General features: G+C 66.6%; 19 protein-coding genes. 9 read left to right on the top strand and 10 right to left on the bottom strand.

The features are described 5' to 3' along the window. Window positions 1-72: 72 nt before the first annotated feature. From HW090_RS09750 to HW090_RS09765, 4 genes are all read right to left on the bottom strand, one after another. The gene (locus tag HW090_RS09750) at window positions 73-1,266 is read right to left on the bottom strand and encodes an aspartate aminotransferase family protein (protein ID WP_179113346.1); all 1,194 of its coding nucleotides are present in this window, start codon (window positions 1,264-1,266) and stop codon (window positions 73-75) included. A gap of 416 nt (window positions 1,267-1,682) precedes the next feature. Continuing rightward, window positions 1,683-2,378: a glutamine amidotransferase gene (locus HW090_RS09755; RefSeq protein ID WP_179113347.1), complete on the bottom strand. Its 696-nt coding sequence runs from the start codon at window positions 2,376-2,378 to the stop codon at window positions 1,683-1,685. Then, window positions 2,375-3,202 carry a YggS family pyridoxal phosphate-dependent enzyme gene (locus HW090_RS09760; protein ID WP_256930642.1) on the bottom strand — a complete coding sequence of 276 codons (828 nt, stop codon included), beginning with the start codon at window positions 3,200-3,202 and terminating at the stop codon, window positions 2,375-2,377. The genes HW090_RS09755 and HW090_RS09760 overlap by 4 nt, the downstream gene beginning before the upstream one ends. Then, entirely contained in the window at window positions 3,199-4,419 is a 1,221-nt protein-coding gene (locus HW090_RS09765; RefSeq protein WP_179113348.1) for a benzoate/H(+) symporter BenE family transporter, read from the bottom strand. Before HW090_RS09765 ends, HW090_RS09760 begins: the two co-directional genes overlap by 4 nt. Before the next feature lie 152 nt (window positions 4,420-4,571). Here HW090_RS09765 and HW090_RS09770 point away from each other — a divergent pair, with 152 nt between their 5' ends. Then, window positions 4,572-6,056, top strand: coding sequence for a PLP-dependent aminotransferase family protein (locus HW090_RS09770; protein ID WP_179113349.1), 1,485 nt, complete (start codon window positions 4,572-4,574; stop codon window positions 6,054-6,056). Window positions 6,057-6,165: 109 nt separating this feature from the next. Here the strand turns inward: HW090_RS09770 and HW090_RS09775 are convergent, their stop codons facing one another. Next, on the bottom strand, window positions 6,166-6,513 hold the full coding sequence (locus tag HW090_RS09775) for a YgiW/YdeI family stress tolerance OB fold protein (RefSeq protein WP_179113350.1): 348 nt from the start codon (window positions 6,511-6,513) through the stop codon (window positions 6,166-6,168). Window positions 6,514-6,589: 76 nt separating this feature from the next. Further along, entirely contained in the window at window positions 6,590-7,450 is an 861-nt protein-coding gene (locus HW090_RS09780; protein ID WP_179113351.1) for a DMT family transporter, read from the bottom strand. A gap of 169 nt (window positions 7,451-7,619) precedes the next feature. Here HW090_RS09780 and HW090_RS09785 point away from each other — a divergent pair, with 169 nt between their 5' ends. The 3 genes from HW090_RS09785 (at window position 7,620) to HW090_RS09795 (ending at window position 11,660) form a co-directional block, all read left to right on the top strand. Next, window positions 7,620-8,132 carry a sigma-70 family RNA polymerase sigma factor gene (locus HW090_RS09785; protein WP_179113352.1) on the top strand — a complete coding sequence of 171 codons (513 nt, stop codon included), beginning with the start codon at window positions 7,620-7,622 and terminating at the stop codon, window positions 8,130-8,132. Next, window positions 8,129-9,106 carry a FecR domain-containing protein gene (locus tag HW090_RS09790; protein ID WP_179113353.1) on the top strand — a complete coding sequence of 326 codons (978 nt, stop codon included), beginning with the start codon at window positions 8,129-8,131 and terminating at the stop codon, window positions 9,104-9,106. The genes HW090_RS09785 and HW090_RS09790 overlap by 4 nt, the downstream gene beginning before the upstream one ends. A gap of 172 nt (window positions 9,107-9,278) precedes the next feature. Continuing rightward, window positions 9,279-11,660 carry a TonB-dependent receptor gene (locus HW090_RS09795; protein ID WP_256930643.1) on the top strand — a complete coding sequence of 794 codons (2,382 nt, stop codon included), beginning with the start codon at window positions 9,279-9,281 and terminating at the stop codon, window positions 11,658-11,660. Window positions 11,661-11,750: 90 nt separating this feature from the next. Here HW090_RS09795 and HW090_RS09800 read toward each other — a convergent pair whose 3' ends face one another. Both HW090_RS09800 and HW090_RS09805 read right to left on the bottom strand, forming a co-directional pair. Further along, window positions 11,751-11,981, bottom strand: a complete 231-nt coding sequence (locus HW090_RS09800; RefSeq protein ID WP_179113355.1) for a DUF1161 domain-containing protein — start codon at window positions 11,979-11,981, stop codon at window positions 11,751-11,753. Continuing rightward, window positions 11,978-13,057 carry an aminopeptidase gene (locus HW090_RS09805; RefSeq protein ID WP_179113356.1) on the bottom strand — a complete coding sequence of 360 codons (1,080 nt, stop codon included), beginning with the start codon at window positions 13,055-13,057 and terminating at the stop codon, window positions 11,978-11,980. The genes HW090_RS09800 and HW090_RS09805 overlap by 4 nt, the downstream gene beginning before the upstream one ends. A 39-nt stretch (window positions 13,058-13,096) precedes the next feature. Here HW090_RS09805 and HW090_RS09810 point away from each other — a divergent pair, with 39 nt between their 5' ends. Next, window positions 13,097-13,504, top strand: coding sequence for a hypothetical protein (locus tag HW090_RS09810; RefSeq protein WP_179113357.1), 408 nt, complete (start codon window positions 13,097-13,099; stop codon window positions 13,502-13,504). Window positions 13,505-13,536: 32 nt separating this feature from the next. Further along, window positions 13,537-14,535 carry an LLM class flavin-dependent oxidoreductase gene (locus tag HW090_RS09815; protein ID WP_179113358.1) on the top strand — a complete coding sequence of 333 codons (999 nt, stop codon included), beginning with the start codon at window positions 13,537-13,539 and terminating at the stop codon, window positions 14,533-14,535. Between the two features lie 71 nt (window positions 14,536-14,606). Here HW090_RS09815 and HW090_RS09820 read toward each other — a convergent pair whose 3' ends face one another. Both HW090_RS09820 and HW090_RS09825 read right to left on the bottom strand, forming a co-directional pair. Continuing rightward, entirely contained in the window at window positions 14,607-14,822 is a 216-nt protein-coding gene (locus HW090_RS09820) for a dodecin (protein WP_179113359.1), read from the bottom strand. 104 nt (window positions 14,823-14,926) lie between these two features. Next, window positions 14,927-15,904, bottom strand: a complete 978-nt coding sequence (locus HW090_RS09825) for an NADPH:quinone reductase (RefSeq protein WP_179113360.1) — start codon at window positions 15,902-15,904, stop codon at window positions 14,927-14,929. Window positions 15,905-16,017: 113 nt separating this feature from the next. Here HW090_RS09825 and hemF point away from each other — a divergent pair, with 113 nt between their 5' ends. Genes hemF through HW090_RS09840 form a run of 3 tightly spaced genes read left to right on the top strand, consistent with a single transcriptional unit; the run spans window position 16,018 to window position 18,121 of the window. Beyond that, the gene (gene hemF, locus HW090_RS09830; protein ID WP_179113361.1) at window positions 16,018-16,938 is read left to right on the top strand and encodes an oxygen-dependent coproporphyrinogen oxidase; all 921 of its coding nucleotides are present in this window, start codon (window positions 16,018-16,020) and stop codon (window positions 16,936-16,938) included. Continuing rightward, window positions 16,938-17,759 (top strand): shikimate dehydrogenase, encoded by an 822-nt coding sequence (gene aroE / locus HW090_RS09835; protein ID WP_179113362.1) that lies wholly within the window; start codon window positions 16,938-16,940, stop codon window positions 17,757-17,759. Before hemF ends, aroE begins: the two co-directional genes overlap by 1 nt. Further along, window positions 17,756-18,121: a DOPA 4,5-dioxygenase family protein gene (locus tag HW090_RS09840; protein WP_179113363.1), complete on the top strand. Its 366-nt coding sequence runs from the start codon at window positions 17,756-17,758 to the stop codon at window positions 18,119-18,121. Before aroE ends, HW090_RS09840 begins: the two co-directional genes overlap by 4 nt. Window positions 18,122-18,178: the final 57 nt, after the last annotated feature.

An 18,178-nucleotide genomic window follows, 5' to 3' on the forward strand; every position in this document is an offset into this window, starting at 1 on the left:
GGGGAGAAGAAACCTGATCGGTAGGGTGCGCAGCGCGCACCTGGACAATGAAAACGGTGCGCACGGCGCACCCTACGGCTGTGTTGGCGAGTCGGAGGCGAACAGCCGTGCCAATCGCGCCACCATGTCGTCGATCTGCGCGTCGTCGCAGACCAGCGCCGGCAGCAGACGGACGGTGTAGTCGCGGGTGACGCTGATCAGCAGGCGCTGCTCGCGCAGGGCACGCTCGACCAGCTCGCCGCAGGGTCGCCGCAGCTCGATCCCGACCATCAGGCCGAGGCCACGGATGGCGGCCACCTGCGGGTGCCCGGCCAGCTCGCGGCGAAGACCCTGCAGCAGGCGCTGGCCGAGGGCGGCGGCGCGCTCGGGCAGGTTTTCCTCGTGCATCAGGTCGAGCACACAACAGCCGACCCGGCAGGCCAGCGGATTACCGCCGAAGGTGGCGCCGTGATGACCGGGCGAAAACAGCTCGGCGGCCTGCCCGCGCGCCAGGCAGGCGCCGATCGGGAAACCGTTGCCCAGGCCCTTGGCCAGGGTGATGACGTCCGCCTCGATACCCGCGTGCTGGTGGCCGAACCAGGCGCCGGTACGGCCCATGCCGGCCTGCACCTCGTCGATCATCAGCAGCCAGTCGTGGCGGTCGCACAAGGCCCGCAGTTCGCGCAGGTAGTCCGCCGAAGCGACGCGCACGCCGCCCTCGCCCTGCACCGGCTCGATCAGCACGGCGACGATGCCGGGCGCGTCCTCGGCAACCCGGCGCAGCGCCGCGATATCGTCATAAGGCACCCGCAGGAAACCCGGCACCAGCGGCTCGAAACCACGCTGCACCGCCGGGTTGCCGGTGGCGGCCAGGGTCGCCAGGGTGCGCCCGTGGAAGCTGTTCTCCATCACCAGCACCTGGGGCTGCGCCACCTGACGGCGGTTGGCGTGCAACCGCGCCAGCTTCAGCGCGGTCTCGTTGGCCTCGGCCCCGGAACTGCAAAAGAACGCACGCTGCATGCCGGCCAACGCGCACAGGCGCTCGCCCAGGCGCTCCTGCCAGGGAATGCCGAACAGGTTGGAGGTGTGCAGCAACAGCCCGGCCTGCTCGGCGATGACCTCGGCGATACGCGGATGGGCATGCCCCAGGTTGGTCACCGCCACCCCGGCGATGGCGTCGAGGTACTCGACGCCCTGTTCGTCCCACAGGCGCGCGCCCTGGCCACGAACGAAGGAAACCGGCTGGCGCAGGTAGGTCTGCATCAGGTGGGAGCTGGGGTGTTGCATGGAGATGTCCTCGTGAAGCGGGCTGCAAGCCAAAAAATGAATTGGTTATTTCTATATGAAAGAAAGTATGTATTTACAAACGAGACAGGCCCCAGGTACGTGCCGTCTCACCCACCGCATGGATTCCCGCCTGCGCGGGAATGACGGGGGGGACGAGGAGCGCCCTGCCAACAGGCTGAAACTCCATCGCCAACCCTCCTCCGTCGTCCCCGCACAAGCGGGGACCCAGGTGCGCGGTGTCTCGACCACCGTATGGATTCCCGCCTGCGCGGGAATGACGGGGGACGAGGAGCGCCCTGCCAACAGGCTGAAACACCATCGCCAACCCTCATCCGTCGTCCCCGCACAAGCGGGGACCCAAGTGCGCGGTGTCAGCGCCAGCGCTGGATGCTCGTCAACACGGACCGCTCGGTCTGTTACACGAGGGCGTCGAGCCAGCGCCCGAAGACCGCCCGGGCCGCGTCGGGCAAGGCCGCCTCCAGCGCCTGGGCCTCGGTGCGCAGGGTGCGGGGGTCGAGGGCGGCCTGGGCCAGTTCGCAGGCATGGCCGACCAGCCACTGTTCGATACGTGCAGGGTCGGCCTCCAGGTGGCATTGCAACCCCAGCACCTGGCTGCCCAGCGCAAACGCCTGGTTGTCGCAGACCGCCGTCCCCGCCAGGCGCACCGCTCCCGGCGGGATCTCGAAGCGGTCGCCGTGCCAGTGCAGCACCGGCGTGTCGCCCAGCGCGGCCAGGGCGCTGGCCTGGCCTTCCTCGGTCAGCGTCAGCGGGGCGAAGCCGATTTCCTTGACGCCCTGGGGCCGTACCTCGGCGCCCAGTACACGGGCGATCAATTGCGCCCCCAGGCAGATGCCCAGCAGCGGCCGCTGGCTGCGCAGACGCCGCCGGACCAGCGCCAGCTCGTCGGCGAGGAACGGGTGGATCGCCTCGTCGAACGCGCCGATCGGCCCGCCCAACACCACCAGCAGGTCGTCGGCCTGGGCATCCAGGCTGCGCAGGTCGTCCAGGGTCGCATCCAGGTAGCGGACGCTGTAGCCACGGGCCTCCAGCAGCGGCGCCAGGGTGCCGAGGTCTTCGAAGTGCAGGTGGCGGATGGCGAGTGCGGTTTTCATCGTGGTGACTCCGGGTTGATGGCCCTATCGGGCCAGTAGTGGCTGTCAGGCAGGGCACGGGCGCCATAGATGGCCTGCCCTACGCGCACCACGCTGGCGCCTTCCTCGATGGCGATCTCGAAATCGCCGGACATACCCATGGACAGTTCGTCCAGGCCGATACCCGCCGGTGCCTCCTGGCGCAGCCGGTCGCGCAACTCACGCAACAGGATGAAGCACCGGCGCACCCGCTCGGCCTCGCTGGAGAACAGCGCCAGGGTCATCAGCCCGCGCACGCGCAACGCCGGAAAGGCCGCCAGGGCACGCAGGAATGGCGCCACCTCACCGGGCGGCAGGCCGAACTTGCTGGCCTCGCCCGAGGTGTTGACCTGCACGAACACGTCCAATGCGCGCCCTTCGATCTGCAAGCGGCGTTCCAGCGCCTCTGCCAGGCGCAGGCTGTCGAGGGCCTGGAACTCGCTGGCGAAGCGCGCCACCAGCTTGGCCTTGTTGGTCTGCAGATGGCCGATGACCGACCAGCGCAGATCCTCCAGATCACCCATGGCCTGCCATTTGCCATGGGCCTCCTGCACCTTGTTCTCGCCGAGCAGGCGGCAGCCCGCCGCGTAGGACAGGCGGATATGCGCCTCGTCGACGGTCTTGCTCACCGGCAGCAGGCGCACCCCGGCGGGGTCGCGCCCGACGCGCTGGCAGGCCGCCTCGATACGGGCGTGTACGGCAGCCAGGTTGCGGCGGAAATCCTCCACCGTCTCGGCCCTGGGATAGCGGCCATGTTGCGCATGCAGGGTGCCGGTCGCGCCCATGGCATCCATCGTTTGGTTCATGATTTCGCCCCCTCGCCGGATACTGCGCGGCGCGGCCAGCGCCCGTTGAGCACGGCATGGGCCAGCAGGCCGATCAACAGCCCCCAGAAGGCCCCACCAATGCCGAACAGGGTGATATTGGCCGCCGCTGCCAGGAAGGTGATCAATCCGGCCTCGCGCGACTGCGCATCGGCCAGCGCGGCGGCCAGGCTCCCGCCCAGCGTGCCGAGCAGGGCCAACCCCGCCAGGGTGGCGATAAAGGTGGCCGGCAAGGCCATGAACAGCGCCGCCAGGGTCACGCCGAACAGCCCCACCAGGATGTAGCAGACGCCCGCCGCGATACCCGCGACCCAGCGCCGGGAAGGGTCTTCGTGCGCCTCGCGGCCAGTGCAGATCGCCGCCGTGATCGCGGCGATATTGAAGGCGTGGGAGCCGAACGGCGCCATCAGCAGGGAACCGAGCCCGGTGACCGCGACGATGGGGTTGGCACTGGTCTTGAAGCCATCGTTGCGCAGCACCAGCATGCCCGGCATGTATTGCCCGGTCAGGGTGATCAGGAACAGCGGCAGGGCGACGCTGAGCAGCGCGTTGAAGGAAAACGCCGGCATCGTGAAGACCGGCGCGGCCAGCTCCAGCCGCAGCCCGGACACATCGAAGCGCCCCTGCGCCAGCAGCAGGACCAGCCCCAGCAGCAGCACGCCGACCACCGCATAGCGGGCGCTGAGGCGCTTGAACAGCACATAGGCGAGGATCAGCGCACCGGCCAGCAGCGGATCGAGGCTCACGCCGGCGAACGCCCCCAGGCCGAACTGCAACAGGATGCCGGCCAGCAACCCCGCCGCCACGCCGGGCGGGATCAGCCGGATGACCTTGTCGAAACAGCCGGACAGGCCGAGCAGCACGAACGCGGCGGCCGAGATCAGGTAGGCGCCCACCGCCTCGGCATAGGGCGTCGTCGCCAGGGCGGTGACGAGAAAGGCCGCCGCCGGCGTCGACCAGGCAGTGATGATCGGCTCGCGCCCCAACCAACTGAGCAGCAACCCGCTGACACCGACCCCGATGGACACCGACCAGACCCAGGACGCCGTCAGCTCCGGCCCGAGCCCCGCCACTTGCGCCGCCTGGAACACCAGGATGAAGGTGCCGCCATAGTTGACGATGACCGAGACCAGCCCGGCCACCACCGGGTGGACGAGGTCGGCCAGGCGCCAGGGTGCGGGTGAAGCGGGTGTGGACATGATCGGCAGGCTCCCTTGGATACAGGACGGCGGCAACGGCCACGCGTCTCTCCCGTCGAAAACAGGAAAGCGATAGCAGCCGCCAGGCTTGCTTTTATAGCGCGCAAATGGCCTGCTGTTCCCATCCACTTCAACGAAGCGATACCAGCCAATTGTTCAAACATTCGCAACTCGAATCCGTCAAAGCCTGGCTGGCCGACCCGGCCCATGCAGGCCTGCCGTTGCACGCCCGTATCCAGCGCGCCATCCGCCAGTTGATCCTCGATGGCGCCCTTGGCGTAGGACGACCGCTGCCGGCCTCGCGGGCCCTGGCACAATCGCTGGGGGTTTCCCGCGATACGGTGGAAACGGCCTATGGGCAGTTGCATGCGGAGGGATTCATCGAACGGCGGATCGGCAGCGGCAGCTTCGTGTCACAGCGCACGCAGCCGATGGCCAGCCGTGGCAAGGCGCGCCGAGGCAAGGCGCACAGCGTGTCGCAGGCCGTGCTCGGCCAACGCGGTACGGCGCTGTTCCAGCAGGGCGGCGTGCGCGACTTCCTCGCCCCCCGGCCATTCGCCCCTGGCGTGCCGGACACCCGCGGCTTTCCCCTGGCGACCTGGGAGCGCCTGCAACGCCAGGTGCTCAAGGCCCACGGCAGCGAAGCGCTGCTGCACAGCCATCCCCAGGGCATGTCGCAACTGCGCCAGGCGATCGCCGACTACGTCAACCTCGAACGCGGCGCCCACGCCACGCCCGCGCGCGTGCTGGTACTGACCAGCTCGCAGCAGGCCATGACCCTGTGCGCCCATGTGCTACTGGATGCCGGCGAGCGGATTTTCATCGAGGACCCGGTCTACCACGGCGCACGCCGCGCCTTCGAGGCCGCCGGACTGGAGTGCGTGCCCGTGCCAGTGGACGACCAGGGCCTGCGGGTGGACCTGCTGCAAGCCTCGCCGCAACCGGCCAGGGCGGTGTTCCTCACCCCTTCGCACCAGTACCCGACGGGCGCAACCCTGTCACTGGAGCGGCGGCTGGCGCTGGTCGAATGGGCCAACCGCGAACAGGCCTGGATCATCGAGGACGACTACGACAGCGAATTCCACTACGCAGGACGGCCGACCGCCTGCGTGCAGGGGCTGGACGCCCATGAACGCACGCTCTATGTCGGCACCTTCAGTAAATCGCTGTTTCCCGGCCTGCGCCTCGGCTACATGGTGCTGCCGCCGCAACTGGTGGCACCCATGACAGTGGCGCGCACCCTGCTCGACGGGCACAGCGCGCCGATCCCGCAACTGACCCTGGCGCGCTTCATGGAAGGCGGCCACTTCGGTGCCCACGTGCGCGCCATGCGTGCCGTCTATGCCGAGCGCCGCGACACCCTGGCCCGCCTGGTGCGCCGACACCTGGGGGATTTCGTCGAGGCGAAGGTGCCGGCGGGCGGCATGCAGATGCCCTGCCGGCTGATCTGCGACATCGCCGAACAGGACGCCATCGCCGCCGCACGGCGGGCCGGCATCGACTTGCAGGGCCTGTCGGAAATGCACGCCGACGGCCAGGGCCAGGCCGGCTTCTTCATGGGCTTCGCCGCCTACACCGCCGAGGAAATGGAACAGGCGACCCGGACGCTGGAACAGGCCCTGCGACGGCTACGCTGAAATGACATTTCGAGCCAACCCTCCGTAGGGTGCGCCGCGCGCACCGGCCTTCGCGCACCAACCTCCCCGCACAGGTGCGCACGGCGCACCCTGCATCAGTATCAGCTGCTTACGGATTGATCACTTCGACATAGTCGACATCAATCTCGCGCCCGAGCAGGTCGCGGTCGACTTCGCCGGTCAGGCGGACCTGGGTGTTCTCGTCGATGGTCGCGGCAGGCCAGTCTTCGTCGTCGATCTCGACGCGGATGGTGCCGGTGGCGTCGGTGAAGTCGTACTTTTCATCCTTGATGCGTTTGACGATACGACCCTGCAGGACCACGGCGCTCTCGTCGCTGGCTTCCAGCGCGGCACTGACGGTGTTGATCTGCTGGCTGCCCGGGCCGGTGTAGCCAGCTGCCAGGGCGTTCAGGGAAATCAGCGGGGCGACCAGCAGGGCAAGGGTGGTGTTTTTCATGGAAGGCTCCAGTGCTTGAGAGAAGATGGGGCCAGGATAGACAGCGAGACTGAACGGAAACTGAATCCGCGCGCGCCTATCTCACCACCGGAAGGACCCGCCGCCCGGCCAGGATCACCAGCGCCACGCCACCCAGAATCGCCAGCGAGCTGAGCAACAGGCGCCCGCTCAGGGCCTCGCCCAGCAACACCACCGCCCCCAGAGCGCTGATCACCGGTACGCTCAGTTGCACACTGGCGGCGCTGGTGGTGGTCAGCTCCCGCACCACGCCATACCAGATCGCATAGCCCACGCCGGAAGCCAGGGCACCGGCCAGGACGGCGTAGAGCAACCCGGTCGCATCCAGGCTCAGGCGCGCAACGAAGGGCAGGCACATCAACGCCGCCAGCAGGCCGGCCCGCCAGAAGTTGCGCGCAGTGGCCAGCAACGGCGCCGGCTCGCCCCGCCCACGGATCGAATAGACCGCCCAGGCCACCCCCGCCAGCAGCATCAGCGTGGCGTCCTGCCAGGAAGGCGCTTCGACACCCGGCAGCAGCATGACCACCAGCCCGCCAACCGCCAGGGCGAAACCGCCCCACTGCCAGGCCCGCAACCGCTCGCCGCACCACAGTGCCCAGCCGATCATGCTCAGTTGCACCGCTCCGAACAGCAACAGGGCTCCGGTCGCCGTGGCGAGCCCGACATAGGCCCAGGAAAACCCGGCGGCATAGCCGAACAGCGCCAGCGCCGACCGCCAATCCCCCACCCCGGCGCTTCTCGGTCGCCGCGCCAGCCGCAGAATGACCTCCAGCATCAGCGCCCCGGCCAGCAGGCGCACCAGGGTGAAGGTCGCAGGGTCTATCGAGGTGGTATCCAGAGCAGCCCGGCACAGCAGGGAGTTGCCGGCGAACGCGAACATCGCCAGTACCGTCAGCGACAGGCACTGCGAAGGTTTCATGGGAGTGGTCATACAGGCCCGGTTCTTGTGATTGTCAAAGGCGCGCACAAGGCTACCAGCCTTTTCTCTCCGACACCTTCGCATATCCCCCGAACCATGCGCTCATTGCCTGACAGCGATACTTTCATCTATTGTTGAGAACCGTTATCCATTGAAACCCCGGCACCCGATGGACGAGCAACCCACCTTCGAGCGCGACATCGAACGGCTGTACCTTGCACACAATGACTGGCTCAAGGGCTGGTTGCGCAAGCGCATGCCGGAGGCCGCCGATGCCGATGACCTGGCCCAGGACACCTTCGCCCGCCTGCTGGGTTCGCGCCGTTCGGTGCATGACCTGCAACAGCCGATGGCCTACCTGGCCACCATCGCCAACAGCCTGCTGATCAATCGCTGGCGCCGCCAGGCCATCGAGCGTGCCTACCTCGAGGCGCTCGCCGCACGCCCCGAAGCGCTGGAGCCTTCGCCCGAGTACCGTTACCTGCTGATCGAAACACTGGTCGAACTGGATGCCCTGCTGCACGGCCTGTCACCACGCATCCGCCAGGTGTTCCTGCTGTCCCAGTTCGACGGCCTGACCTACCCGCAGATCGCCGAGCGCCTGGGCCTCAGCATCGATCAGGTGCAGAAGGCCATGGGCAAGGCCTTCGCCCTCTGCTACCGCCATCTCTACGAGCAATGAGCGCCCCCAGCCAACTGCCGGCGAACATCCGCGACCAGGCCATCGCCTGGCTGGTGCAGGAGCAGTCCGGCTGCATGAATGCCAGCCAGCACGAGGCATTGCAGCAGTGGCGGCAATCCGACCCTCTGCACGAACTGGCCTGGCAGCGCATGGGCGGCATCGGCCAGCACCTCGAACGGCATCGCCCAACGCTGGGCGACGCGCACGCGCGGCAGGTGCTGCAGGCCGCGCCCTACCAGCCAACGGGAAGGCGCCAGGTACTCAAGGGTATCGTCGGCCTCGGCCTGCTCGGCGGCGCCAGTTGGCAAGTCGGCAGCAGCCAGTGGTTGCAGTCGACCCTGGCCGACCAGCACACCGCCACCGGCGAGCGGCGCGAACTGCGCCTGGCCGACGGTACGCAGCTCTGGCTCAACACCCGCAGTGCGCTGGATATCGACTACAACACCCAGCACCGGCACCTGTGGTTGCGCCATGGGGAAGTGGATATCCGCAGCGCCAGCGACCCGCGCCCCTTGCTGCTGACCACCACCGATGCGTTGCTGCGCCCCCTGGGCACGCACTTCAGCGTACGCCACGACGATGCTGCCAGCGGCAGCCTGCTGCGGGTCAGCGATGCCCAGGTCGAAGTCACGCCACGCCACGGTGGCCCGACGCAGATCATCGACGCGGGCTGGCAGGTGCGCATCCTCGCCGGCGATATCCAGCCGCGCCAGCCGGCCCGCGACAGCGACAACGCCTGGATCGAGGGGCTGATCGTCGCCGAACGCATGCGCCTGGGGGACTTCATCGCCGAACTGTCGCGCTATCGCCCCGGCATCCTGCGCTGCGACCCCGCCGTGGCGGAACTGCGCCTGACCGGCAGCTACCCGCTGGACGACACCGACCGCATCCTCGCCATGCTGCAACGCAGCCTGCCGGTCGGTATTCGCAGCCGCAGCCGCTACTGGGTCACTATCACGCCCCGGCATGCCTGAAACAGCAGCCGCAAGCAGCGAGCCACGCGTGTCGATCGCCCGGGTTCGAGGGGCACCAGAGAAAATATTTATCGCCAGGCGGCAGGTTTCTCATTCTCGATTGGCCTATGGGGAAATCCTGTCGCCACCCCTGGCCGGCAGGCCTGCCAACCACGACACGATGGACCCTGCCATGAGACACACCCCCAGCCCCCTCGCCCGCGCTATACGCGGCACCCGCCTGGCCCTGCTGGCCGGTATCGGCCTCGGCCCACTGGCCCTGCCACTGCCGGCAATCGCCGCGGAACAAGCGGCACACCCACATTTCTCGGTGCCGTCGGGCAGCCTGGACCAGGTGCTTGGGCAGTTCGGTCGCCAGGCCGGTATTCCCCTCTCCGCCAACTCGGCCCTGACCACGGGGAAAAGCAGCCCGGGGCTGAACGGGCAGTACAGCGTGGAAGACGGCCTGGCGCGCATACTCGCCAATACCGGCTTGCGCGCCACACGGCAGGCCGATGGCAGCTACCAGTTACAGCTCGATAAAGCCTCCAGTACCGCACAGACCCTGCAACTGGATGCCACGGCCATTTCCGGCAAGGCCCCCGGCTCCACCACCGAGGGCACCGGCTCCTACACCACCTGGTCCGCCAGCAGTGCCACGCGCCTCAACCTGTCGCCCCAGGAAACACCGCAATCGGTCACCGTGCTGACCCGCCAGCGCATGGACGACCAGAAGCTCGACAATATGATCGACGTACTGGGCGCCACGGCGGGTGTCATCGTGCAGAACGCCAGCGTCGGCGCCGACAGCCCCGACTTCATGGCACGCGGCTCCATCATCAATAACTTCCAGATCGACGGAGTGCCCACGTCTTCCCTGCTGAGCAATGACCTGCACAGCACCGCCATCTATGACCGCGTCGAGGTCGTACGGGGCGCGACCGGCATGATGAGCGGGCTGGGTACGCCATCGGCGACGGTCAACCTGATTCGCAAGCGCCCCACCTACGACCCGCAGGTCGGCTTCACCGCCGAAGCGGGCAACTGGGAACGCTATGGAAGTGGCATGGATGTGTCCGGCCCCCTCAACGAAAGCGGCAACATTCGGGGCCGCCTGGTCGTCGACTACAAGCATCAGCATGCGTGGGTCGATCGTTACGAGCAGGAGTCTTTCGTTCTGTACGGCATCAGCGAAATCGACCTGAGCGACACCACCCTGCTGACCCTGGGCTTCAGCCACCTGACGCGGGACAGCAACTCGCAGTTCAGGGCTACGCCGTTGTTCTTCAGTAACGGACAAAAAGTCGGCTTTGGCGCATCCGACTATAAATGGCCGAAGTGGAACCATTACGACCAGGAACTGAACAACGCCTTCGTCTCTCTCGAACAGCAGCTTGGCTCAAGCTGGAGTGGAAAGGTCGAGCTCAACTACACCCAGAATGAATACGATGCACTCCTCACGAATATCAGGGGCTCGATCGACCAGGCAACCGGCACCGGGGCAACCCTCTGGCCGGGCCGCTGGATAAGCAATTCAGAGCAACTCAGCCTGGATGCCTACGCCACGGGGGCGTTCTCTCTGTTCGGGCGAGAGCATGAACTGATCAGCGGCGTCACACTGTCCGACCTGTGGGCCAAAGGCCCCGCATATGGCCTGTCTCCCAGCTACGACAGGAATATTCCCAACTTCCTCGATATTGGCGCCATGCCCAAGCCCGACTTCATCGACTACGGGAACAACGTGCGCAATGAATTCCAGTACAGCGCCTTTGCGAGCTCCCGCTTCCAACTGACCGACAGTACCGACCTCCTGCTCGGCGGCCGCGTCATCGACTGGCGGCGCATCATGGAATATCCGGGGGCCGCCGACGTCCGCAGCCGGGAAAGCGGGGTATTCATTCCCTATGTGGGCATCGTGCAGACCCTGGACGACACCTGGTCGCTCTATGCCAGTTACACCAAGATCTTCCAGCCGCAGGAGGACTACGTCATCGAATACAACGGCACACCGCTGGAGCCTGAGGAAGGCACCAGCTACGAGGCCGGTATCAAGGCCAGTTTCAAGGATGGCCGCCTGACGTCCAGCCTGTCCGTGTTCAAGAACGAACAGGAAAACCTGGCTATCTGGAATAACGACACACTCATATACGACGTTTCGGACGCCGCCACGACCAAGGGGGTGGAACTGGAGCTCAACGGTGAACTGGCCGAAGGCTGGCAACTCACCAGCGGCTATTCCTATAGCGTGACCACTGACAAGGACAACAACCGCATCCTCTCGCGCCTGCCCCGACATAACCTGAAGACGTTCACGACCTACCGTTTGCCTGGCGCACTGAGCAAGCTCACCGTAGGCGGGGGGGTGAACTGGCAAAGCCGGATTGGCGAGGATCAGTACTGGCAAGAGAGTTATGCGCTGGTCAATCTGATGGCGCGCTACGCGATCACGGACAACCTGTCCGGCTCAGTCAACCTGAATAACGTGTTCGACAAGGAGTACTACTCGTACGTATACGCCTACGGACTTCATGGGGCTCCACGCAACTTCATGTTCTCCCTGAAGTACAGCTATTGACCTGACCGCCCATCCCGATAGAGCGGGTGATACCCGGCGTCTCGCATGCTGCCGGGTGTCACTGGTCAAGGTTGCTTGTCGCCTGCAACCTCAGTCATTGCGCTGATAGATGATCTTGCGCGTACCGCCATCGCAGCTACCGACCACCATCCCCTGGTCGCCGACGTCGGCGTTGTCGACGATCTCGAGGGTGTAGCTGGGGACGCCATTGGCCTGGATCTTCGCTTCGATCTCCGCCTTGAGTTCCTCGCAGGGCTTGGGGGCGGCGAAAGCGGACGTGGTGGCCAGGGTCAGTAGCAGGGTGCAGGTCCAGCGTGTCATGGTCGTTCTCCTTGCAAATCCGTTGCGAGCAGTTCCCGTAACCGCCCGTTCCTCTGTTCGAGTGGCATTGCCGCCAGGGATTCCACCCGTTGGTGAAATTCCCGCCAATCGCCCCGGGACTGCTCGAATATTCGGGCGAATGCCGCCACCCAGCGGTCGTACAGGCCGAAGGGCAGCAGCGTGGCATTGTTCAGCGGCTGCTGGAACCAGCGGTCGAGCCCCGGCAAAGGCTGCTCCTGATGCTCGCGCAGATGTCGGTAGGCCGTGCGCAGGCGGTCGAACTCGGTCTGTTTCAGTTGGCGCATGCGGGTTTCGTCATGGGGCTGGGCGTAGAGCCTGCGCAGGCGCTCCCGGCTGTCCAGCAGCAACTCGATCACCTGGCGGGAGGCCTCGCGGGCGGCCTGGTCGTGTTCCGGTAATCCCTGCTGCTGCCGCCACTCATGCAGCCCCTGCTGTTCGACGAAGCTGGCATAGGACTCGTTGAAGGTGGTGTCGTCACGGACATACAGGCGCTGGTGCGCCAACTCGTGGAAGATCAACCCGGCCAGTTGCTCGTCGTTGCGCCGCAACATGGTGTTGAGCAGCGGGTCGTCGAACCAACCCAGCGTCGAATAGGCCTCGACCCCGGCCACATGGGTATCGAAGCCCTGCTGCCGCAACATGGCGGCACGACCCCGCGCAGCGCCCTGGCGGTAGTAACCCTGGTAGGCGACGCATCCGGCGATCGGAAAGCAGCGCGTCAGCGGCTCCACCGAGAACTCCGGGGTGGCGAACAGGTTCCACACCACATAAGGGCGACCAAGGTCGGCGTACTGGCGGTAGCTGCCGTTGTCCGGCAGCGCCAGCCGCTCGCTGGCGAAGCGGCGCGCCTCTTGTGCATTGGCCAGGCGCTCACGCAATGCCGGGGCGGTGCCTGGGTCGTCCACCAGCGTGGCGACCGGCTGGCGCTGGCGCAGCAGTTCGAGCTGCCCCGTGGCCAACTGGCCGTAATAACTGGAGCAGCCGGCCAGCAGAATGAACAGCGACGGCAGGCAGAAGCGTGTCAGGCGCATGAGCGGATATGGCGGATATGGCATTGTGTGGTTCCGACGAAAAACGCCCTGCGAGGGTAAACCATGTTGCGCGCCTTGCTCGCCTGCCTGCTGCTGACCGGTTGTGCCAGCCCCCTGCCCGAGGCCGACCCCGGCATGGCCTGGGTCGATCTGCGCGGCCAGGTCACGGATATCTTCATGGCCGACCGGCTGGACGGCGTGCGCACGGCCGATGGCCGCTACTTCCAGGTCACACCGGGCGCCCACCGCCTGGAAGCGCGCTACGATTTCGAGGTCAGCGGCGGCGGTGGCACGAGCCTGTTCGGCGACAGCCAGTACCTGCGCTGCACGCTACTGGTACGCTACGACGCATTCCAGGCTGGCCGGCGCTATGTCTTCGAAGCCCGCTCCCTAGGCTTCCAGCCCCAGGGCTGGTTGCGTGACGAACAGGGCAAGGAGCTGGCAAAAGCCGAGGCCACCCGCTGTATCTAGCGATACACGCACCATCTTCCGAGGAGGAGAGCATGAGCAATCTTGAGCAGGTCCGTTTTTCCGCGCTGGAGCTGGCGCCCGTGCGCGATGACGGCAACGCGCGCCAGGCCCTGTACAACGCCCTGGCCCTGGCGCGGCATGTCGAGTCCCTCGGGTTCGAGCGCCTGTGGGTGGCAGAGCACCACAACATGGATGGCATCGCCAGTTCCGCCACCGCCGTGCTGATCGGCTACCTGGCTGCCGGCACCGAGCGCATCCGCCTCGGCTCGGGCGGGATCATGTTGCCCAACCATGCGCCACTGGTGATCGCCGAACAGTTCGGCACCCTGGAAGCGCTGTATCCGGGGCGGATCGACCTGGGCCTTGGCCGCGCTCCCGGCGCCGACCAGTTCACCGCCCGCGCACTGCGCCGCGACCGTCTGGGCAGCGCCGATGATTTCCCGGCGGACGTCGAGGAATTGCAGGCGCTGCTCGGACCGCGCCAGGCGCAACAGCAGGTGATCGCCATGCCCGGCGTCGACAGCCAGGTGCCGATCTGGTTGCTGGGATCGAGCCTGTTCAGCGCGCAACTGGCGGCGGCCAAGGGCCTGCCCTATGCCTTCGCCTCGCACTTCGCGCCACGCTTCATGCATGACGCGATCCGCCTGTACCGCGAGAACTTCCAGCCCTCCGCCGTGCTGGACAAGCCCTATGTGATGCTCGGCGTGCCGCTGCTGGCCGCCGACAGCGACGAACGCGCCGAGTACCTGGCCACCTCGGCCTACCAGCGCATCCTGGCGCTGGTACGCGGCCAGAGCCTGCTGCTGCGCCCTCCGGTGAACAGCATGCAGGGCCTGTGGCTACCCCACGAACAGGATGCGGTGGGCAACTTCCTCGGGATGGCCTTGATCGGCGGCCCGGAGAAGATCCGCGCACGCCTGGAGGTCCTGCTGGAGCAGACAGGGGCTGACGAGCTGATCTTCACCTGCGACTTCTACGAAACCACAGACCGCCACCGCGCCTTCGAGATCGTCGCCGGGCTGCGGCGGTAAGCGCCCGGTAGGGTGCGCCGTGCGCACCAACGCGCGGTGCATCGGTGCGCATGGCGCACCCTACGGTGGGCTCAACCGTCGCTCAGGCGAAAGCCGATTTTCACGGTGACCTGGAAGTGCGCCACCTTGCCCTGCTCGATATGCCCACGAATTTCCCCGACCTCGAACCAGTCGAGGTTCTGGTGGCTGCGGCCGGCTTCGCTGATGGCGTTCTGGATCGCTTCGTCGACGCTGTTGGGCGAAGAGCCGACAATCTCGATTTTCTTATAGATATGACTATTCGACATAAAAAATCCCTCTATTAGTGAATTGCCTGATAAAGGTCACCCAAACCAGCGGAAAGTGCAACACCCCCATCGCAGCCGCGGCGGCAGGCCGCAAGCCCCCCGAGTCAGGGCAGCAGGACCGTCGAACCGGTGGTCTGCCGTGCCGACAGGCGGCGCTGGGCCTCGGCGGCCTCGGTCAGGGGGAAGCGCTGGCCGATCTCGACCTCGATGGCACCACTGGCGATCAGTTCGAACAGTTCGTCGGCCATGGCTTGCAGGTGCGCAGGGCTGTCGGCGTAGCTGGCCAGGGTCGGCCGGGTGACGAACAGCGACCCCTTCTGCGCAAGGATGCCCAGGTTGACGCCAGTGACCGCCCCCGAGGCATTGCCGAAGCTGACCAACAGGCCACGCGGCGCCACGCAATCCAGCGAGGTCTCCCAGGTGTCCTTGCCCACCGAGTCGTAGACCACCGGGCACTTGCGCCCCTCGGTCAGCTCAAGCACGCGCTGCACCACGTCCTCGCGGCTGCTGTCGATGGTCGCCCAGGCCCCCAGTGCTTGCGCCCGCGCGGCCTTTTCCGCTGAACCGACCACACCGATCAGCCGCACCCCCAGCGCCCTCGCCCACTGGCAGGCGATGGAGCCGACACCACCGGCGGCGGCATGGAACAGCACGGTCTGGCCGGCTTCGAGACGCTGGGTCTGGCGCAGCAGGTAGTGCACGGTCAGGCCCTTGAGCATCACCGCCGCCGCCTGTTCGAAACCAATGGCCTCGGGCAGCCTGACCAGGTGCCGCGCCGGCAGGGTGTGGTACTCGCCATAGGCGCCGAGCGGGCCGGTGGCATAGGCAACGCGGTCCCCGGGCTGCCAGCCGCTGACACCTTCGCCGATCGCCTCGATCACCCCGGCGGCTTCGGTACCCAGGCCGGACGGCAGGCTGGGCGGCGCATACAGACCGTCACGGAAATAGGTGTCGATGAAGTTCAGGCCGACCGCGTGGTTGCGCACCAGCACCTCGCCCGGCGCGGGCGCCAGCGGGTCTACATCGACCTGTTCGAGAACCTCGGGACCGCCATGCCGGCTGAACTGGATACGCGTTGCCATATCGACTCCTTATCAAGAATGTTCTCGCGGGCCTGGCCCAGCCAGGGAAACCAGGCTGGATGTTATGCTTGCCGCCTGAAAATCGCACCCGCCGGCCGACCAAGGTGACCTGAGTGAACGACCGTATCGAATCCATCAAGACCTACCTGCTCGACCTGCAGGACCGCATCTGCGCCGCTCTGGAGGCCGAGGACGGTCGCGCGCGCTTCATCGAGGATGCCTGGCAGCGCCCTGGCGGCGGCGGCGGGCGGACGCGGGTGATCGAGAACGGCGCATTGGTCGAGAAAGGCGGGGTGAATTTCTCCCATGTGTTCGGTGCCGGGCTACCGCCCTCGGCCAGCGCCCATCGGCCGGAACTGGCCGGACGCGGCTTCCAGGCGCTCGGCGTGTCGTTGGTGATCCACCCGGAAAACCCGCATGTGCCCACTTCCCACGCCAACGTGCGCTTCTTCAGCGCCGAGAAGGAGGGAGAAGAGCCGGTCTGGTGGTTCGGCGGCGGCTTCGACCTGACGCCCTACTACGGCGTCGAAGAAGACTGCGTGCACTGGCACCAGGTCGCCCGCGCGGCCTGTGCGCCCTTCGGCGCCGATGTCTACCCGCGCTTCAAGGAATGGTGCGACCGCTACTTCCATCTCAAGCACCGCAACGAGCCGCGCGGCGTCGGCGGGCTGTTCTTCGACGACCTCAACCAGTGGGACTTCGACACCAGCTTCGCCTTCCTGCGCGCCATCGGCGATGCCTACCTGGAGGCTTATCTGCCGATCATCCAGCGACGCAAGTCGACACCCTTCGACGAAGCGCAGCGCGAATTCCAGGCGTTCCGCCGTGGGCGCTACGTGGAATACAACCTGGTCTACGACCGTGGCACCTTGTTCGGCCTGCAATCGGGTGGACGCACCGAGTCCATCCTGATGTCGCTGCCGCCCATCGTGCGCTGGGGCTACGACTGGAAGGCCGAGCCAGGCACGCCCGAGGCACGGCTGACCGAGTACTTCCTGCAGGAGCGTGACTGGCTCGGCGAGGCGGGCCTGTGATGGACCGTTACGGCGTCTTCGGCAACCCCATCGGGCACAGCAAGTCCCCGCAGATCCACCGCCTGTTCGCCGCGCAGACCGACCAGTCGCTCAGCTACGAGGCGCTGCTGGCGCCACTGGACGACTTCGCCGGCTTCGCCCGCGACTTCTTCCGCCAGGGCCTGGGCGCCAACGTCACGGTGCCATTCAAGGAGCAGGCCTACCGCCTGGCCGACCAGCTGAGCGAGCGCGCCCGCCGTGCCGGCGCGGTGAACACCCTGAAGAAACTCGACGACGGCCGCCTGCTCGGCGACAACACCGACGGCGCCGGGCTGGTCGCCGACCTGCTGGACAACCGTGTCGCCATCGAAGGCCAGAGCGTACTGCTACTGGGTGCCGGTGGCGCGGTGCGCGGCGTGTTGGAGCCCTTGCTGGCACAGCGCCCAGGCCGTCTGGTGATCGCCAACCGCACACACGCCAAGGCCGAGGAACTGGCCGAAGCCTTCGCCAGCCTGGGCGAGGTGTCGGCCAGCGGTTTCGATGAATTACAGGCACCGTTCGACCTGATCATCAACGGCACCTCGGCCAGCCTCGGCGGCGAGCTGCCGGCCATCGCCCGCGACGTGATCCGACCTGGCCACAGCGTCTGCTACGACATGATGTACGCCAAGGAGGCGACCGCCTTCAATCGCTGGGCCGCCGAGCAAGGCGCCGCCACGACCCTGGACGGCCTGGGCATGCTGGTCGGCCAGGCCGCCGAGGCGTTCCAGCTCTGGCGCGGCGTGCGTCCGGACAGCACGCCGGTACTGGCTGAACTGCGTCGGCAACTGATGGAGGGATGACGATGGACGTGCGTGTACGGGGCTACCATGCCCATGTCTACTTCGACGCCGACAGCCTCGAGCAGGCGCGCAGCCTGTGCGAGGAAGCGGCACGGCAGTTCCCGCTGCGCATGGGCCGCGTCCACCAGCAGCCGGTCGGGCCGCACCCCGACTGGAGCTGCCAACTGGCCTTCCGTGCCGAGCTGTTCGCCCAGGTGATCCCATGGCTGATGCTCAACCGCCAGGGCCTGACCATCCTGATCCACCCGATCACCGGCAACGACCTGCGCGACCACCGCGACTACCCGATGTGGATGGGCGCCATGCGCCCGCTGGACCTGTCGGTACTCAGCGACCGGGACGATGTGGAATACGAGCTTTGAGCTGCAAGCTGATCCTGCTGATAACGTTTCTCGATTGATGTAGTCTTGCGCGCCTAT

This window comes from Pseudomonas sp. ABC1 (assembly GCF_013395055.1).
GTDB lineage: Bacteria > Pseudomonadota > Gammaproteobacteria > Pseudomonadales > Pseudomonadaceae > Stutzerimonas.

Excerpts from the sequence above, each read along its gene's own strand:
- HW090_RS09755 (WP_179113347.1), bottom strand. The coding sequence starts at position 2,378 with ATGAAAACCGCACTCGCCATCCGCCACCTGCACTTCGAAGACCTCGGC.
- HW090_RS09840 (WP_179113363.1), top strand. The coding sequence starts at position 17,756 with ATGACGATGGACGTGCGTGTACGGGGCTACCATGCCCATGTCTACTTC.
- HW090_RS09790 (WP_179113353.1), top strand. The coding sequence starts at position 8,129 with ATGAGCGCCCCCAGCCAACTGCCGGCGAACATCCGCGACCAGGCCATC.
- aroE (WP_179113362.1), top strand. The coding sequence starts at position 16,938 with ATGGACCGTTACGGCGTCTTCGGCAACCCCATCGGGCACAGCAAGTCC.
- HW090_RS09765 (WP_179113348.1), bottom strand. The coding sequence starts at position 4,419 with ATGTCCACACCCGCTTCACCCGCACCCTGGCGCCTGGCCGACCTCGTC.
- HW090_RS09780 (WP_179113351.1), bottom strand. The coding sequence starts at position 7,450 with ATGAAACCTTCGCAGTGCCTGTCGCTGACGGTACTGGCGATGTTCGCG.
- HW090_RS09795 (WP_256930643.1), top strand. The coding sequence starts at position 9,279 with ATGAGACACACCCCCAGCCCCCTCGCCCGCGCTATACGCGGCACCCGC.
- HW090_RS09775 (WP_179113350.1), bottom strand. The coding sequence starts at position 6,513 with ATGAAAAACACCACCCTTGCCCTGCTGGTCGCCCCGCTGATTTCCCTG.
- HW090_RS09785 (WP_179113352.1), top strand. The coding sequence starts at position 7,620 with ATGGACGAGCAACCCACCTTCGAGCGCGACATCGAACGGCTGTACCTT.
- HW090_RS09810 (WP_179113357.1), top strand. The coding sequence starts at position 13,097 with ATGTTGCGCGCCTTGCTCGCCTGCCTGCTGCTGACCGGTTGTGCCAGC.
- HW090_RS09750 (WP_179113346.1), bottom strand. The coding sequence starts at position 1,266 with ATGCAACACCCCAGCTCCCACCTGATGCAGACCTACCTGCGCCAGCCG.
- HW090_RS09800 (WP_179113355.1), bottom strand. The coding sequence starts at position 11,981 with ATGACACGCTGGACCTGCACCCTGCTACTGACCCTGGCCACCACGTCC.
- HW090_RS09805 (WP_179113356.1), bottom strand. The coding sequence starts at position 13,057 with ATGCCATATCCGCCATATCCGCTCATGCGCCTGACACGCTTCTGCCTG.
- HW090_RS09760 (WP_256930642.1), bottom strand. The coding sequence starts at position 3,202 with ATGAACCAAACGATGGATGCCATGGGCGCGACCGGCACCCTGCATGCG.
- HW090_RS09815 (WP_179113358.1), top strand. The coding sequence starts at position 13,537 with ATGAGCAATCTTGAGCAGGTCCGTTTTTCCGCGCTGGAGCTGGCGCCC.
- HW090_RS09825 (WP_179113360.1), bottom strand. The coding sequence starts at position 15,904 with ATGGCAACGCGTATCCAGTTCAGCCGGCATGGCGGTCCCGAGGTTCTC.
- HW090_RS09820 (WP_179113359.1), bottom strand. The coding sequence starts at position 14,822 with ATGTCGAATAGTCATATCTATAAGAAAATCGAGATTGTCGGCTCTTCG.